The sequence below is a fragment of the Variovorax sp. H27-G14 genome, assembly GCF_046156345.1.
Lineage (GTDB): Bacteria > Pseudomonadota > Gammaproteobacteria > Burkholderiales > Burkholderiaceae_C > Variovorax.
This window is the reverse complement of sequence record NZ_JAYLVN010000004.1, coordinates 220,315-237,368: the sequence shown is the minus strand read 5'-3', so window position 1 is coordinate 237,368 and position 17,054 is coordinate 220,315. Positions and strand designations below refer to the sequence as shown.

Annotated in this window: 11 protein-coding genes; 5 read left to right on the top strand and 6 right to left on the bottom strand. The window is 69.4% G+C overall.

Annotated elements, in window-relative coordinates:
- Positions 1 to 49 precede the first annotated feature (49 nt).
- From VLK31_RS13620 to VLK31_RS13610, 3 genes are read right to left on the bottom strand one after another with little or no spacing between them, the layout of a single operon-like run.
- Complete coding sequence (locus tag VLK31_RS13620) at positions 50 to 2,116, bottom strand: two-component system sensor histidine kinase NtrB (protein WP_409168941.1); 2,067 nt, start codon at positions 2,114 to 2,116, stop codon at positions 50 to 52.
- Positions 2,117 to 2,150: 34 nt separating this feature from the next.
- Entirely contained in the window at positions 2,151 to 2,966 is an 816-nt protein-coding gene (locus tag VLK31_RS13615) for a carbon-nitrogen hydrolase family protein (RefSeq protein WP_409168940.1), read from the bottom strand.
- Positions 2,963 to 7,219, bottom strand: coding sequence for a YhdP family protein (locus tag VLK31_RS13610; protein WP_409168939.1), 4,257 nt, complete (start codon positions 7,217 to 7,219; stop codon positions 2,963 to 2,965). The genes VLK31_RS13615 and VLK31_RS13610 overlap by 4 nt, the downstream gene beginning before the upstream one ends.
- A gap of 25 nt (positions 7,220 to 7,244) precedes the next feature.
- On the opposite strand from VLK31_RS13610, the gene glnE reads away from it, so the two are divergent.
- Both glnE and VLK31_RS13600 read left to right on the top strand, forming a co-directional pair.
- Complete coding sequence (glnE, locus tag VLK31_RS13605) at positions 7,245 to 10,049, top strand: bifunctional [glutamate--ammonia ligase]-adenylyl-L-tyrosine phosphorylase/[glutamate--ammonia-ligase] adenylyltransferase (protein ID WP_409168938.1); 2,805 nt, start codon at positions 7,245 to 7,247, stop codon at positions 10,047 to 10,049.
- A complete protein-coding gene (locus VLK31_RS13600) occupies positions 10,042 to 11,292 on the top strand; it encodes a septal ring lytic transglycosylase RlpA family protein (protein WP_409168937.1) in 1,251 nt (416 codons plus the stop codon). The genes glnE and VLK31_RS13600 overlap by 8 nt, the downstream gene beginning before the upstream one ends.
- 21 nt (positions 11,293 to 11,313) lie before the next feature.
- Here VLK31_RS13600 and VLK31_RS13595 read toward each other — a convergent pair whose 3' ends face one another.
- From VLK31_RS13595 to VLK31_RS13585, 3 genes are all read right to left on the bottom strand, one after another.
- Positions 11,314 to 11,775, bottom strand: coding sequence for a carboxymuconolactone decarboxylase family protein (locus tag VLK31_RS13595; RefSeq protein ID WP_409168936.1), 462 nt, complete (start codon positions 11,773 to 11,775; stop codon positions 11,314 to 11,316).
- 113 nt (positions 11,776 to 11,888) lie between these two features.
- A complete protein-coding gene (locus VLK31_RS13590) occupies positions 11,889 to 12,797 on the bottom strand; it encodes an RNA polymerase sigma-70 factor (RefSeq protein WP_409168935.1) in 909 nt (302 codons plus the stop codon).
- A gap of 117 nt (positions 12,798 to 12,914) precedes the next feature.
- Complete coding sequence (locus tag VLK31_RS13585; RefSeq protein ID WP_409168934.1) at positions 12,915 to 13,772, bottom strand: ferritin-like domain-containing protein; 858 nt, start codon at positions 13,770 to 13,772, stop codon at positions 12,915 to 12,917.
- Positions 13,773 to 13,901: 129 nt separating this feature from the next.
- On the opposite strand from VLK31_RS13585, the gene VLK31_RS13580 reads away from it, so the two are divergent.
- The 3 genes from VLK31_RS13580 to VLK31_RS13570 all read left to right on the top strand — a co-directional run bounded on the left by VLK31_RS13580 (position 13,902) and on the right by VLK31_RS13570 (position 17,043).
- Positions 13,902 to 14,525 (top strand): glutathione peroxidase, encoded by a 624-nt coding sequence (locus VLK31_RS13580; RefSeq protein ID WP_409168933.1) that lies wholly within the window; start codon positions 13,902 to 13,904, stop codon positions 14,523 to 14,525.
- 293 nt (positions 14,526 to 14,818) lie between these two features.
- Positions 14,819 to 16,162: an NAD(P)/FAD-dependent oxidoreductase gene (locus VLK31_RS13575; protein ID WP_409168932.1), complete on the top strand. Its 1,344-nt coding sequence runs from the start codon at positions 14,819 to 14,821 to the stop codon at positions 16,160 to 16,162.
- A complete protein-coding gene (locus VLK31_RS13570; RefSeq protein ID WP_409168931.1) occupies positions 16,159 to 17,043 on the top strand; it encodes a DUF1365 domain-containing protein in 885 nt (294 codons plus the stop codon). Before VLK31_RS13575 ends, VLK31_RS13570 begins: the two co-directional genes overlap by 4 nt.
- Positions 17,044 to 17,054: the final 11 nt, after the last annotated feature.

The following is a 17,054-nucleotide window of genomic DNA, read 5'->3' as shown; positions in this document are numbered from 1 at the left end:
GAAAGGGGGGAGGAGAAGCGACACGAAGTGCGCGAAGCCTGGGGGTAAGTCATGCACTGGGCAGCGTGAAGCGAAAGACGGTGCCGCGCGGCTTGTTGGGCTCGAACACCAGCGCCCCGCCGTGCTGCTCCACCACCGTGCGGCACAGGCTGAGCCCGAGCCCCATGCCGTCGGCGCGCGTGGTGAAGAAGGGCGTGAAAAGCCGCTCGGCCACCTCCGGGCTGATGCCGCAGCCCAGGTCGGCCACCGAAAATTCGATCCAGCGCCTGGCGTCTTCCTGCCCGGTGCCGCCCACCGCCACGGCACGCGCCACGCGCAGGCGCAGCACGCGGCTGCCCGTGTTGTCGGGGCTGTGGCTGTCCATGGCCTGCATCGCATTGCGCGCCAGGTTCAGCAGCACCTGCTCGACCAGCGTGCGGTCGCACATGGCCGCGGGCAGGCGGTCTTCCAGCACCACCTCGATGATCACGCCCAGCTTGCGCGCCTGCAGCCGCACCAGCGGCAGCACCGCGTCGATCAGCGCCTGCGGCGCCACGGCCTCGCGCGTGCGGTCGCGCCGGCGCACGAAGTCGTGCACGCTGCGAATGACCTGGCCCGCGCGGTCGGCCTGCTCGGCAATGCGCCTGACCGCCATGGCCACCTCGCCCTGGTCGCCCTTGGCGTTGGGCCCGAGCAGGTTGAGCGAGCCGCTCGCATAGCTGGCAATGGCGGCCAGCGGCTGGGTGAGTTCGTGGCTCAGCAGCGAGGCCATTTCGCCCACCGTGGCCAGCCGCGCGCTGGCCTGCAGGCGCTCCTGGCTGGCGCGCGACAGCTCCTCGATGCGGCGCTGCTCGCTCACGTCGATGAAGGCGCTCATCCAGCCGGTCTGCACCTTGTGCGCGTTGATCAGCGGCGCCTCGAAGATCAGCACCGGAAAGCGCGTGCCGTCCTTGCGCATGAAGACCGACTCGAAGCCCTCGCGCGGCGGCATGCCGCCGGCCAGCCGGCGGGCCTGGCGCTGCTGGTATTCGTGCGCCAGCTCGGTGGGCCAATAGGGGGCTTCGGGCGCGTCGGCGCTGTCGGCCATCAGCTCGTCGGGGCTGAAGCCCACCATCTCGCAGAAGGCGGGGTTCACGTAGGTGATGCGGCCCTGCAGGTCGCGCGCGCGCAGCCCGGTAATGACGGAGTCTTCCATCGCCTTGCGAAAGGCCAGCGCGTCGGCCAGGTCGCGCTCGGCGCGCAGGCGGCGGCGCGTATCGCGCGCCAGCAGCACCAGCACCGACACCAGCGCGATGGAAATTGCCGTGACCAGCGCGGTGAGCATGTTGGGGAACAGGTCGGGCGCGGCGCGCCAGCCGTCCACGCGCAGCATCAGCGCAGCGCCCGGCAGGTCGATGAGCTGCTGCGCGGTGAACACGCGCGTGCCGGTGCGCCGCGAGGTGCCCAGCGCCACCAGCCGCGTACCGTCGGCTTCGGTAAAGGCCACTTCCTGCCCGCGCGTGAGCGTGGGGCCGACCAGTTCGATGAGCGCGTCGCGCAGCGAGTAGCTGGCCACCAGGTAGCCGCCGCCGTCGATGGGCAGGCACAGCTCCATCACCTCCACGCCGCCGCCGCCACCACCGCCGGCAATGGGCACGTAGTGGCTGGGCGAATAGGCCGGCGCGCCGAGCTTGCGGGCGGCGGCGCAGGCCAGCGCCACGTCGGACTGGTCGGCGCCGCGCGCGGCCTCGTCCAGAATGCGCATGCGGTACGGCGTGTTGACGGCCTGCAATGGGCGCAGCGCGGCGTCGCGCCACTCCAGGCGCAGCCATTCGCGGTGCTCGCGCAGCAGCGCGGCGGCAATGTCGGGCCACTGCGCGCGGTCGGCGCCCGGGGCCTGCGTGGCGCGCAGGCTCTGCGCGTTGCGCTGAAAGCCGCTGCGCAGGTCGGACACCGCGTCGGCCGTGTCGCGGTCCAGCGCGGCCTGCACCTGCTCGACCTCGTGCCGCCCCGCGAGCCACACCACGGTGACCAGCAGCGCCGACACCAGCACCGCCAGCAGCACCCACAGAAACCAGCGCTGCCACAGCGAGCGCAGCCGCGCGAACGCCTGCAGCGTCCACCGCTGCGGTGCGACGGTCAGCAAGGCATCGGGCATGGCTAGAGCACGTGGAGAAACAACACGTGCACGGCTACAGCACGCGGTGGGAGAGCACCGGCAGTTGCGTGCGCATGCGCACGACCTGCGCGGCGTCGATGTCGAACAGCACCACGCCTTCTTCGCTGGCCTGCTGCGCCACCACGGTGCCCCAGGGGTCGACGACCAGCGACTGGCCCCAGGTGTGGCGGCCGTTCTCGTGCGTGCCGCCCTGCGCGGGCGCGACCACCCAGGCCAGGTTTTCGATGGCGCGGGCGCGCAGCAGCACCTCCCAGTGCGCGGCGCCGGTGGTGCGGGTGAAGGCGCTGGGCACCAGCAGCAGGTCGGCGCCCTGGCTGGCAAGCGCGCGGTACAGCTCGGGAAAGCGCAGGTCGTAGCACACGCTCATGCCCACGCGCCAGGCGTGGCCGTCGCGCGAGGGCAGGTCGAACACCACGGGCTCGGTGCCCGGTGCGATGACGCGGCGCTCGTCGTAGCGCTCGGTGCCGTTGTCGAAGAAGAACAGGTGGATCTTGTCGTAGCGCGCCACGCACTGGCCTTCGGGCGAGAAGGCCAGCGAGCTGTTGAACACATGCTCTGCGTCGGTGCTTTCGATGGGCAGCGTGCCGCCCACGATCCACAGGCCGAACTCGCGCGCCGCGTCGGCCAGAAAGCCCTGCACCGTGCCGGCGCCTGCGGTCTCGCGCAGGCCGAGCTTGTCGGTGTCGCGCGCGCCCATCATGCAGAAGTACTCGGGCAGCACAGCAAGCTCGGCACCGGCCGAGGCCGCCTCTGCGAGCAGGTCGTGGGCGCGGGCGAGGTTGGCCTCGCGGGCGATGGCGGACACCATCTGGATGGCTGCGACTCTCATTGCGTGGTCTCCTGTTTCTTGCCGTCGTCCGCGGTGGCAGGGCCACGCAATTCAGGCAGGCCCGGCAGCTCCGGCAGTCCGGGCAGCGACGGAATTTTCTGCGGCAGCAACTGCAGCGAACGCGGCACCTTCGCGATCTTGGGGTCGGCCCAGGTGCCTTCGATGTGGAACTCCTGCGTGGCCGCGGCCGACAGCGGCTTGCTCAGCACCCACTGCGCCAGGAAGGTGCCCAGCCCGATGGCCGGGTTGATGGCCGTGGCCACCAGCGCGGCGGTGCCGGCGGTAATTTCGGGCACCACCACCACGCGCAGGTCGGTGGTCTCGCGCACGATGTCGGCCGAGCCGTCCATCAGCGCGGCGGCGTTCACGCCCTTCATCTGCAGGTTGTTGGTGCTGGCGATGCCCTTGCTGATGCGGGCGTCGCCGCGCACGAAGTCGAAGGCAAAGCCCTGGCTGAACACATCGCGAAAGTCCAGCGTGAGCCGCCGCGGCAGCGCCTGCAGGCTCAGCACGCCCAGCAGCTTGGCCAGGCCGGGGTCGGCCTTGAGGAACTGGCCCTGCTCTACGTCGACCTGCAGCTGCCCGCTCAGGCTGGGGTAGTCGAGCGAGAACGGCGAGCCGCGCCAGTTGACGTCGCCTTCGAGGCGGCCCTTGCCGCGCCGCAGCACGCCCGGCATGCCGAAGCGCGCGAGCAGCTCGCCGGCGTCGGCAATGTCCAGCCTGAAGGTCATGCCGGTGCGGCGCTGGCCGGCCGCCCCGCCGGGCACGCCGGCCCAGGTGCCCTTGGCCGCGAAGCTGGCCTCCGGCGTGGTGAAGGCCAGCTTGTTGAGCGCCCATTCGCGGCTTGCGCCGCCGCGGTTGACCGCATCGATCTCGGCGCGGCCCAGGCGCTTGCCCAGCAGCTCGAAGTCGTCGATCACGATGTCCAGCGCGGGCAGGGTGTCGGGCTGCTCGTCGAGCAGGGTCTCGACCTGGGTGGCCTCGCTGGGCGCGATCTTCAGCCGCGCGAGCCGCGCATACAGGCGCCCGGCCTGCGTGTGGCGGTACTCGGCGTAGCCGCTGAGCTCGGTGGCGTCGATGTTGGCGCGCCAGACCGCGCCGTCGCGCGTGCCGCCGAGCACCACGTTGTGCAGCGTGCGGCCCGCAATGGCGAGCTGCTGGGCGCGCACCGCGATGCGGGTGGGCAGGTAGGCCATGGACGGATCGTCGGCGCGCTCGGCCGAGTCCGATGCCGCGGCCACCGTGGCGGTGCCCGTGGCCTCGCCCACCAGCGCCTGCCAGGCGCCCATGTCGAGCGTGCCCACGTTGACGTTGGCGAACACGCCCTTGTCGGGCAGGCTGGCGGTTTCGCCCGCGGCCAGGCCAATGCCGATGCTGCCGCGTGCCACGCGCGCCTCGTTGCCCACGAGGTCGCGCACGTACTGCACGGCGCCCACGCGGCCCAGGTCGAGCAGCAGCTGGTCCTGCGTGGCGGTGCCCACGGCCACGGCGGCGCCCGGCCGGGTTTCGCGCGCCAGCACCTTCTTTTCGATGCGCAGCGGCATCTGCTCCTCGGCGCTCTTCACGAGCGGCGGCGGCAGTTGCAGCGCCAGGCCCTGCAGGCTGCTGGTGAACGAGAACTCGGGCGTGCCGTCGCGCATCGAGAAGGTGGCCGCATAGGGCGTGCTGCCGGTGGCCTTTTTGGCGAGGCGGGCGAGCCAGTCGACCTCGCGCGCGTTGCGCAGGCCGTCGGCGGTGGCGGTGCCCTGCGCCTTCAGCGCCACTTCGCGGTTGGGGCCGGTGAAGCGCCCGCGGCCCTCCACGCGAATGTCGCCGCCCAGCAGCCTGGCCTGCACGTTGGCCAGCGAGAAGCCGGTTTCGGTGAAGTTGAGGGTGCCCTTGGCCTGGCTGAACGTGGGCGCCTCGGGCACGATCTGCAGCTCGTTGTCGGCCAGCACCACGGTGGCCTGCACCTTGGCGTTGTCCATGGCGGCCAGCGGCAGCTCCAGGTGCAGCTTGTAGTCGGCCGAGCCGGTGGCGCGCGCGCGCAGCATGATCTCGCCGGTTTCGCCGGCCAGCGGCGCGCCGACGCGCAGCACCTCGCCCAGCGGGCCCCTGGCCTGGGCGTCCACGCGCAGCATCGAGGCGTGGTGCGACATGTCGGCAATCTGCGCCTCGGCCTTGGTGACCTCCACACCCGCTGCGCCGACCAGCCGCCCGCGCGCGTTGCGCACCAGCATGCCGGCGCGCTCGAACACCAGCTCGCCGGACAGGGCCGTGAGCGGCGGCCACACCGGTGGGGGCATGCCGTTGCGTGACGCTGTGGCCTGTGCGGTCTGTGCCGGGGCATGGGGCGGCGCATAGGCGTAGTCGACGTCGGCCACCTTGGCCGCGATGCGGAAGTCGCCCAGCTTCGGGTCCATGAAGGGCATGTCGTGCAGGTCGCCGCGCACGCGAAAGTCGACGCTGCTGGCGGTGCCCTTGGTGACGGCGTCGCGCACGTAGTCGCGCGTGTGCTGGGGAATGTCCAGCGGCAGATAGCGGAACACGCGCGTGCCGTCGGCGCGCGTGAGCTTGCCCTGCAGGTCGAGCACGCCGGGAAAGCGGGCCTTGCTGCTGGACGTGGCGGGGTCGCTGGTGTGCCAGCTGGCCTGGGCGTCGCCCTCGGCGTCGGCGTTGGCAAAGCTCAGCCTGGACACCTGCAGCTGGGCGTTGCCCTTGTCGAGCTTCCACTGCACCTGGGTGGAGAGCCGGTCGATGGGCACCACCGGCTCCTCGAACACGCCAGGGAACTCGAGCGTGCCCTGCGCAATGGCCAGCGTGGCGGTGCCGCCGGTGTGGGTGGCGTCGAAGTCGACCGTGGCGCCGCTGAGGCCGGGGGTGCCGGGGTGGATGCGAGGCGGGGTGGCGGTGGCGGTCGGGCTGGCTGCCGGCGCGGTAGTGGTGACGGTGGTGGTGCTGACAGTGGTGGCCGCGTCGCTCGCACCAGGCTGCGAGGCCACGCGCAGGCCGCTGATGCGGCCCTTGGCCTGGTAGCGATCGGGCGCGCCGAGTGCGCCCTGCCAGTTCAGGTCGATGTGCTCGACCAGCCCGCGCGGCGCATAGGCCTCGAGCACGCGGTGCGTGGCATCCCCCAGTGGCAGCCGGTCGGCAATGAGCGCCAGCGCGGCCAAGTCCAGGCGGTCGGCACGCAGCGCGCCGTGCTCCGGCGTGCGGCCCTTGTTGGGCGTGTGCTGCAGCCACAGGTTGCCGCCCGGCCAGCGCAGGCCGTCGCTGGTGTCGAACTGCAGCGCGGTGGTCGAGAACTCGAGCGTGTCTTCGGTCCGCATCCCGGCCAGGCGGCCGGTGACGGCGCGCAGCACCAGCGGCTGCAGCGCCTTGCCGAGCGACACGTCGACCTTGTCCAGCCCCAGGTCGGCCGCGCCGCCCACCACCTGGCCGTCGTCCACGTCGGCCCACACGCGCAACGCGCCGTTGCCTTCGCGGATGCGCGCGTCCAGCGACACGTACTGGCCGAGCCGGGTCACGTCGATGTAGGGCAGGTCGGCGTAGAGCTGGCCGTCCCAGGTCTGCCAATGGCCGCTGCGCATGGACAGCAGCGGCTGGCGGAACTGGCCGCGCAGCGTGAAGCGCGCGCCCCAGCCGGCCGGCGGCGTGGCGTCCAGCCGCAGGCCGTGGCGGCGCGCGGTGTTGCGCGCCACGAAGCGCACGTCGGTCAGCAGCAGCGGCTCGGCCTGGCGCTGCTCGTCGGTCCAGCGCACGGTGCCGCCTTCGATGACCAGCTCGCGCTGCGCGAAAAACCAGTCGGCGCCGCGGGTCTCTCCGGTGGTGTCGGTCGACATGTGCAAACCAGCCACATGGAGTTTTCCCTGAGTGTCGCGGCGCACGTCGAGCTGCGGGCCTTCGATGTAGAGCTGCTCGAAGTTCAGCCGCCAGAGCGAGCGCGGCGACACGCTGGCCACCACGCGCACGAGGCGAAGCGCCTCTCGGTTGTCTGCGCCCTGCAGCACCACGTCGCGCAGTTCGAAGGCCGGAAAAAGCCCTTCGGAGCGGGCGGTGATCGAGCCGATGCGCACCGGCACGCCGATGGCCTTGCTAGCCTGTGCTTCCAGAGCGCCGCGAAAATCACCGATTCGCGGCACAATCCACGCGTGTAGGACAACGACTGACAGCGCCAGCAAAAGCCACGCGGCAGTCAACAGACCCAACAGCCAGCGCGCTGTGACAGCGGTGATTTTGAGCAGACGTGAAGGGGGAGACGCCGTGTCGTTCATTGAGGATCGCGCTGTGTCAGGAATTATGACCGCCAGCATTCAGAGGGGTTCCACGGAAACCAGCATCAGTGTGAACCAGTTGCCAGCCATTCCAACGCAAGTCGCGCAGACCGCGCTTTCTTCCTACTCACGCTTCGTGCAGCGCCTGCGTCGCAGGTATGCGGCCGAGCTTTCATTGCTTCCCCCTGGCGCGCCGCGGCGCGATTCGATGACTGTGGCCTACGAGGCATTGCGCCAACGTGGGGACAGCGTGGGCGATGCACTGCGAATTGTGCGGCAGCTCGTGATGGAGCGGCTTGTCACCCTCGATTGCGACGCGCAGGCGCCGCTTGAGGTGGTGACCACCGCGGTCACCGAGCTGGCCGAACTGGCCCTGGACATCGCCTGCCAGGACGCCTGCCACGAGCTCGACACGGTGCACGGCGCGCCGATTGGCCCCGAAGGCCAGCGCGCGCAGCTGTGGATCGTGGGCATGGGCAAGCTCGGCGCGCGCGAGCTGAATGTGTCGAGCGACATCGACCTGATCTACCTCTACGACGTGGACGGCGACACGCAGGGCGACGCCGACGGCCGCGGCAAGCTGTCGAACCAGGAATACTTTGCGCGGGCCGTGAAGCGCATCTATGCGCTGGTGGGCGACACCACCGAGCACGGCTTTGTGTTTCGCGTCGACCTGGCGCTGCGGCCCAACGGCAACTCGGGGCCCAGCGTGGTTTCGCTCGATGCGCTGGAAGAATATTTTCAGGTGCAGGGCCGCGAATGGGAGCGCTTTGCCTGGATGAAGAGCCGCGTGGTGGCGCCGCGCGACGTGGTGCTCGCGGGCCAGGCCCAGGGCCTGCGCGGCGCGGTGCTGCCCTTCGTGTTCCGCCGCTATCTGGACTACAGCGTGTTCGACGCGCTGCGCGTGCTGCACCGGCAGATTCGAGAGCAGTCGGCGCGCCGCAGCGCGGGCCGCCCCGAGCGCGCCAACGACGTGAAGCTGTCGCGCGGCGGCATCCGCGAGATCGAGTTCACCGTGCAGCTGCTGCAGGTGGTGCGCGGCGGCCAGTTCCCCGAGCTGCGCACGCGGCCCACGCTCGACGCGCTGCAGCGCCTGGCGCGCGCCAACCTCATGCCGCAAGAAACTGCCGACGCGCTGGCCTCGGCCTATGAGTTTCTGCGCCGCGTGGAGCACCGCATTCAGTACCTGGACGACCAGCAGACCCATGTGCTGCCGGTGGCCGACGACGACCTGCGCTGGATTGCCCAGACCCTGGGCTATGTCGACTGCTGCCCGTTCCTGGCGCAGCTGGACACGCACCGCGAACTTGTCGCGCAGGAGTTCGACAAGCTGCTGGGCGGCGACAAGCCCTGCAGCGGCAAGTGCAGCGGCAAGAAGGCCGCCGCGCCCGCCGAGCTGGCCGACCTGCTGGACGACCTGCCGAGCGCCTTTGCCGAGCGCATCCGCGACTGGTGCGATCAGCCGCGCGTGCTGGCCCTGCGCGAGGACACCCGCGCGCGCCTGCGCCAGCTGGTGCAGCGCACCGGCCTCTGGCTGAAGGAGCCCGACGGCGACGGCGAAGGACAGACGCCGCGCCACGTCGACGCCGCGCTGCGCTGGGCCGACTGGATCGAGCCGCTGATGCGCCGCGAGAGCTACCTGGCCCTGCTGGTCGAACGCCCCGCCGTGCAGGAGCGCCTGCTGCGCCTGCTGGGCTCGGCCAAGTGGCCGGCGCGCTACCTCATGCAGCACCCGGGCGTGATCGACGAGCTGGCGAGCGACGAAATGCTGTCGGGCCGCTTCGTGGCCGCCGAGTTCGAGCGCGAGCTGGAGGCGCGCCACGCCTCGCTCACCCGCACCGGCGAGGCCGACGAGGAGCGCCTGCTGAACCTGCTGCGCCACGCGCACCATGCCGAGGTGTTCCGCACGCTGGCACGCGACGTGGACGGCCGAATCACCGTGGAGCAGGTGGCCGACGACCTGAGCGAGCTGGCCGACACCACGCTGCGCGTGACCGCCCGCTGGTGCTGGCCGCATGTGCGCAACCGGCACCGCGAGGTGCCGCAGTTCGCGATCATCGGCTACGGCAAGCTGGGCGGCAAAGAGCTGGGCTACGGCAGCGACCTGGACATCGTGTTCGTCTACGACGACGACGACGAGCGTGCCGGCGAGGTCTATGCAGCCTATGTGCGCAAGCTGATCAACTGGCTGACCGTGAAGACGCGCGAGGGCGACCTGTTCGAGATCGACACCGCCCTGCGGCCCAACGGCAACTCGGGCCTGCTGACCACCAGCTTCCAGGCTTACGAAAAATACCAGCTCGGCCGCGGCAGCAACACCGCATGGACCTGGGAACACCAGGCCATGACGCGCGCGCGCTTCGTGCTGGGCAGCGAGGACCATGGCGCCGAACTGGGCGCGCGCTTCGACCAGGTGCGCGAGGCCGTGCTGGTGGCCCCGCGCAACCGCGAGGCGCTGAAGGCCGAGATCATCGGCATGCGCGACAAGCTGCGCGGCGCGCGGCCAGTGAAGGCCGACCGCTTCGACGTGAAGCACAGCCCCGGCGGCATGGTCGATGCCGAGTTCGCGGTGCAGTTCTTGGTGCTGTCGTCGTCGGGCGAGCACCCCGAGCTGCTGCCCAACGTGGGCAACATCGCGCTGCTGCTGCGCGCCGAACTCGCCGGCATGCTGCCCGAGGGCGTGGGCCGCAGCGCGGCGCGTGCCTACCGCGAGCTGCGCCGTGTGCAGCACCGCGCGCGCCTGAACGAAGAACCGACGCAGGTCACGCCGCCCGCGCTGGCCGCCGAGCGCGAGGCCATGCTGGCCCTGTGGAAGGCCGTGTTTGGCTGACGGCGCCCGCTTTTCCAGAACCACCGCGCTGGCGGCCTGCGCGGTGGCCGTGGCCGCCGTTCTCGCGGGCTGCGCGAGCGGTCCGCGCGGCGGTGGCGCAGCCAATAACCGTGATGGCCGCGACGGCCCCGGCAGCAACATTCCGCCCGACCTGGCCAGCGTGCGAGACGCCGAGCCCCGCGTCGAACCCATCCGCACCAGCGGCGGCACCAGCAAGCCGTATGCGGTGCAGGGCCGCGGCTATGCGCCCCTTACCGACGACAGGCCGTTTCGAGAGTCGGGCCTGGCCTCCTGGTACGGCAGCAAGTTCCATGCGGCCTCGACCTCCAGCGGCGAGCCCTACGACATGTACGCCATGACGGCCGCGCACAAGACGCTGCCCTTGCCCAGCTATGTGCGCGTGCGCAACCCGGCCAACGGGCGCGAGGTGATCGTGCGGGTGAACGACCGCGGCCCCTTCGTGGACGGGCGCGTCATCGACCTGAGCTACACGGCCGCGCTGAAGCTCGACCTGCTGCGCGGCGTGGCGCCGGTGGAAATCGAGCGGATCACGAACGAAGACATCCGCTCCGGCGCATGGCGTCGCGAAGGGGACCCGGTGTATGCCGGCGCACCCGCGGCGGCCCCCTTGGCCGTTCCCGTGCGCATGCCGCCCACCCGCGTGGCGAGCGCGCAGCAGGCCCAGGGGCAAGCCCCCGTACAGGTGCCGGCCCAATGGGTGTCGCCCGTGGCGGCGACCTACAACGACTTGCCGCCACCGGCCTCCACGCTGCCGGTCGCACCGCAGACGCCGATGACGACGGCCATGCCGCAGGACACGAGACCGGAGTCGGCGCAGTGGCCGCCCTCCGTTGCGCCGTCTGCATCCCCGTCCTATGCGCCCTCTGCAGCCCCGTCTTTCGCGCCGTCCCGCCAGGCCATCGTGGTGAACGAGCTCGCGCCGCTGGAAGCCGCGCCTTCCTCGCCACCACCGTTGCCACCAGGCGCGCCCGCGCCGTCCACCGCCTTGCAAGGCTTTTGGGTGCAACTGGGTGCCTTCAGGGAGATCGATGGCGCCCAGACCCTGCAGAGCCAGGCCGCGCGCGGCCTGCCCTCGCTGGCACCGCAACTGCGCGTGTTCAGCGAGGCCGGCACGCACCGGCTGCAGGCCGGGCCCTTTGCGTCGCGCACTGCGGCCGGCGAAGCGCTCGCGCAGTTGCGCGACAGCCTGCGCATTTCGCCGATGGTGGTGGAGCGCAAGTAGGTATCACGCCACGGTTGGACTTCAGGCCAGCGGCTTGAGCGGCACTGGCAGCCGCATGCCGACGTTCAACCGGTTCCAGGCGTTGATCTGCGCAACGGCCACCGACAACTCGGCGATTTCCACGTCACTGAAGTTGGCCTTCAGCGCGGCAAATTCCGCATCGCGTTCATCGTGGCGGTCGGCCAGGCGCGTGAGCGATTCGGCCCAGGCCAGCGCGGCGCGTTCGCGCTCGCTGAAGAAGCCTACTTCGCGCCAGGTAGAAAGGCTGTTGATGCGCTGCCAGTCTTCACCCTGCGCGCGCAGGTCGCGCACGTGCATGTCCAGGCAGTAGGCGCAGCCGTTGATCTGCGAGACGCGGGCAAAGACACAGTCGATCAGCACCTTGCCGAGCGTGCTCGGCTCCAGGGTGGTGTTCAGGGCCAGCAGCGCCTCGAAGGACTTCGGGGCGAGCTTGAACCAGTTCAGGCGTGCGGTGGTGGTCATGGGTTTCTCCAGTGGGTTGCAATGAAAGCTGCTTACCCACTGAAGACGGGCGACCACGGGGCGCTGTGACACGCCGCGCGAATTTGCCGCGCAATATATTGAATTGCCTCGAATTATTTCGAAGAAAGAAGCTGCGCGATGCGCGCGAGCTTGTCCGGGTTGCGCTGCGCGCGGATGCGCACGATGCGGTCGTTTTCAATCTCGAAGGTCTGGGCCGATTCGAGCTTGCCGTCGACAAAGCGCAGCATGCCCGGCTCGCCGTTGATGTCCACGATGTCCATGCGCACCGCCGACCCCATGCGGCGCCATAGCGCGTAGTACAGCTGTGCCAGGCGCTGGCTGCCGCACAGCGCCTTGCTGAAGGCCTGCACCTTGCCGCCGCCATCGCCGATGAGCTCCGCGTCCTCCGCCATCAGCGCCTTCAGGTCCTGCAGGCTGCCGCGACCGGCGGCATCGGCAAAGGCGCGCAGCAGCCGCTGGTGGGTCTCGCGCGACACGCTGAAGCGCGGGCGCCCTTCCTGCACCTGGGCCTTGGCGCGGTGCACCAGCTGGCGGCAGGCGGCCTCGCTCTTGCCAAGGGTGAGCGCCACGTCCGCGTAGTCGGCGTCGAACACCTCGCGCAGCAAAAAAGCCGCACGGGCCTCGGGCGCAAGACGCTCCAGCACGGCGAGAAAGGCCACGGAGATGTTGTCGGCGCGCTCCAGCAGCTGTTCGGGCGTGGGCGGCGAATCCGGGGCATACAGGGCATTGGGCGTGCCGGTGAGCGTGGGCTCGGGCATCCAGGCGCCGATGTAATGCGCGCGCTGGACCTTGGCGGCGCGCAGCCGGTCGATCGACAGGCGCGTGACGACGGTCACGAGCCAGGCCTCGGCGCTGGCGAGGCTGTGCGTTTCAGCCTCGTGCCAGCGCAGCCAGGCGTCCTGCACCACCTCTTCCGCCTCGGCCATGGCGCCAAGCATGCGGTAGGCGATGCCCTGCAGGCGCGGGCGATGGCGGTTGAAGATGAGGGTGGCGTCGTCCATGCAAGCCAGACGTTCGGCGGTTGCGGTGTGTGACAGGGGCCGCAAAAAAAACGCCCCGGGGTGCGGGGCGTTTCTTAGTGGCTTGTGTCGGCCTTGCTGGTTCGGGCTTGCTTGTGCTTATGCGCCCTGGTACTCGGGCTTGGGGCCGAGCGTGGCCGCGACTTCCTTGCGGTAGCGGTTGAGCTCCTGCACGGTCTTGAAGCTGCGGTCCATCAGCAGGCTCAGGTTGTGCAGGATGCGCTCGCCCACCTTGGTTTCCCAGACGGCGTCGAACTTGATCTGCTTGTCCAGCCAGTGCTCCAGCCAGTCCGGGTCGGGCATGCGGCTCTGGATGGTGTCGTTGGGGAACAGCGCCTTGTTGACGTGCAGGTTGGTCGGGTGCAGCGCCTGGGCGGTGCGCCGCGCGCTGGCCATCAGCACGCCGACCTTGGTGAAGGCCGCACGTGCTTCGTCGCCGAACTTTTCCATGGCGCGCTTCATGTAGCGCAGGTAGGCGCCGCCGTGGCGGGCCTCGTCCTGGCTCAGCGTGGTGTAGATGTGCTTGATGACCGGCTCGGTGTGCCACTGGGCGGCACGGCGGTACCAGTGGTTGAGGCGGATCTCGCCGCAGAAATGCAGCATGAGGGTTTCCAGCGGCGGGGCCGGGTCGAAGTCGAAGCGCACCTCGTGCAGCTCGGCCTCGGTGGGCGCGTGCTTGGGGCTGAAGCGCTTCAGGTACTCCATGAGCACCAGCGAGTGCTTCTGTTCCTCGAAGAACCAGATCGACATGAAGGCGGAAAAATCGCTGTCGTGGCGGTTGTCGCGCAGAAACATCTCGGTGGCCGGCAATGCCGCCCACTCGGTGATGGCGTTCATCTTGATGGTTTGCGCCTGCTCATCCGTCAGCAAGGAAGCGTCGAACGACTGCCAGGGAATGTCTTTTTCCATGTCCCAGCGGACGGATTCGAGTTGTCTGAAGAGTTCCGGATAGAGCATCAATGTCTTTCTATGGCCGTCGATTTTAGTCGGCACGTTTGGCGCGACCATGACAGAAGCGCGATGATGTGAATACGTACGCCTTCACGGCACGGATGCACATCCCCCCTTTTGAACCTGGAGCCCGCCATGCGAACCCTCTCCCGATTGTCGACGCTGGTGCGGTGCCTGCCCGCGATTTCCCTCGTGGCGAGCCTGTTTTCCGCCCTCCCGGCCAGTGCCCAGGGCACCCCTCCCACAGCCGCCGCGCCAGCCTCGGCGCAAGCCGCCGGATGCCCCGCCATCCTGCAACACACCTTCCCGCGACTGCAGGACGAAAAACCCCAGGCCTTGTGCCAGTACTCCGGCAAGGTGGTGCTGGTGGTGAACACAGCCAGCTTCTGCGGTTTCACGCCGCAGTACAAGGGGCTGGAGGCGCTGGACCTGAAATACCGCTCGCGCGGGCTGGTGGTGCTGGGCTTTCCGTCGAACGACTTCTCGCAGGAATCGGGCTCCAACAAGGACATTGCCGACTTCTGCGAAAGCACCTTCGGCGTGAAATTCCCGATGTTCGCCAAATCGTCGGTGCGCGGCACCGACGCCAACCCGCTGTTCAAGCAGCTCGCCCAAGCCTCGGGCACCACGCCCAAATGGAACTTCTACAAGTACCTGATCGGGCGCGACGGCAAGGTGGTGCAGGCGTGGTCGAGCATGACGGCACCCGATGAAAACGGCTTCTTGAACATCATCGAGAAGCAACTCGGACCAAATTGAGACTGACCAGTTCACAAAAAGACGGATCGGTAATATTATTTACCGATGCGTCCAAGCCATTGTGAATCCGTAGAAACAAACGTTTACCAAACGCGCGGGAACCGTGTCTCGGATGCCGCGCTCCTAACCCGTGTGGGCAGCGAATGCCCACAGGTTTTCATGTTGCGAGGTCTTCCGGGCGCCTGCCGTTCGGTTGAAATCCCGAGGCGATTCTTCTCCTCCTCCCTCCCTCCCTCCTTCGCGTCGGGGCGCCTCGCAGCATTTTTGTCTTCCAACCGGTCGGGCGGTATGCAGTGATACGCCCCCCCCGCATCGCCGTCATAGGCGCCGGCATCTCGGGCCTGGCGGCTGCGCACACCTTGCGCGACGTGGCCGCCGTCACGCTGTTCGAAGCCGCCGACTACTTCGGTGGCCACGCCCACACGGCAACCATCGAACTCGCGCGCTCCGCTTCAGACCCCACCCGCGTCGCCCATGGCGTGGACACCGGCTTTCTGGTCTACAACGACCGCACCTACCCGAACCTGATTCGACTGTTCTCCGACCTCGGCGTGGAAACGGCGCTTTCCGAGATGTCGTTCTCCGTGCAAGTCACGCGCGACGGCGGCGGCCCGCTCGAATGGAGCGGCAACAACCTGAGCACCGTCTTCGCGCAACGGCGCAACCTGCTGGATGGCCGCTTCCTCGGCATGCTGAGCGACCTGCTGCGCTTCAACCGCCTCACCACGCGCATCGCCGAGGCCGGCACAGAAGGCGAACTGGCCCAGCCGCTGGGCGAGTTCCTCGAAGCCCACCGCTTCGGCGCGGCCTTCAAGGACTGGTACTTCCTGCCCATGATGGGCTGCATCTGGAGCTGCTCGACCACGCAGATGCTGGCGTTCCCGGTCGCCACCATGATCCGCTTCTGCCACAACCACGGCCTGATCCAGATTGCCAATCGGCCGCCATGGCGCACCGTGCGCGGCGGCTCGCGCCACTACGTGCAGAAGATCGTGGCCGGCCTGTCCGACACGCGCCTGAACACCCCGGTGCGCCACATCAGCCGCTCGGGCGTCGACGTGCTCGTGACCACCGACGCCGGCACCGAGCATTTCGACCATGTGGTTCTGGCCACCCACTCCGACCAGTCGCTCGCCATGCTGGGCGACGCCAGTCCGGCGGAGGCCGCCGTGCTGGGCGCCATCCGCTACCAGGCCAACCACGCCGTGCTGCACACCGACGCCGCCGTGCTGCCGCGGCGTCGCTCGGCCTGGGCCGCCTGGAACTACGAGCGCGCGGCCGCCGGCGAGCGCGAATCGGGGCGGGTCTGCCTGCACTACCTGCTGAACAAGCTGCAGCCGCTGCCGTGGGAGCAACCGGTCGTCGTTTCGTTGAATCCGGTGCGCGAAATCCAGCGTAGTCAGGTCATGGCCGAATACGACTATGACCACCCGGTGCTCGACCTTGCCGCCATCCGCGCGCAAGCCGACGTGCCCGCCCTGCAAGGCCAGCGCAACACCTGGTTCGCGGGCGCCTGGATGGGCTACGGCTTCCACGAAGACGGCCTGAAGGCCGGCCTGGCCGCCGCCCACGGCCTGCGCGAGCGCCTGGCCGGCCAGAACGCACCGGTCGATGCCCTGGGGAGCGCGCTGGTATGAGCCATGCGCAGCCCACGCCGATCCCGCTGATGGGCTTCGGCGAGGTGCGCCATACGCGCTTGCGCCCGGCGCGCAACGCCTTCGCCTACCCGACCTACTTTCTGATGCTGCCGATGCGCGCGCTGCGCTCGCCACAGGTTCAGGCCCAAGCCCAGGCCCAGACAGGCACGCTCGCGGTCAACCGCCGTGCTGCGCTCTCCTTCCACGACGTGGACCACGGCGACGGCCGCACGCCCGCGCAAGGCGGCGCGCTGGGCTGGCTCGACGAACTGCTGGCCGCACACCACATTCACGACGCCACCGGCGAGGCCTGGCTGCACTGCTACCCGCGCGTGTTCGGCTACACCTTCAAGCCGGTGAGCTTCTGGTACTGCCACACCCCTGCAGGCGTGCTGCGCGCCATCGTGGTCGAGGTGAACAACACCTTCGGCGAGCGCCACTGCTACCTGCTCGAGCGGCCGGTGTACGGCTCGGAGCTGAAGGCGGCCAAGGCCTTTCATGTCTCGCCGTTCTGCCACGTCAGCGGCAGCTACCGCTTTCGCTTCTTCGTGGACGCCGACCTCACGCGCACCGTGGTGCGCATCGACCACGACGACGACGACGGCCCGCTGCTGCAGACCAGCGTGAGCGGCGACCTCGTCACGCTGAACGCGGCCAGCGTGCGGCGCGCGCTGTGGCGCTACCCCGCAATGACCTTCGGGCTCATCGCACGCATCCACTGGCAGGCCGCCAGGCTCTGGCTCAAGCGCGTGCCGTTTGTGCCCAAGCCGGCCGCGCCCGCCCATTTCGTTTCACGCGACAACCCCCCGCAGCAGCAGCAACAGCAGCAGGCCAAGCCACGCGCGCAGCGCCAGGCCGCCCCGAGCAAGCTCGCACCATAAGTGCGACGCAC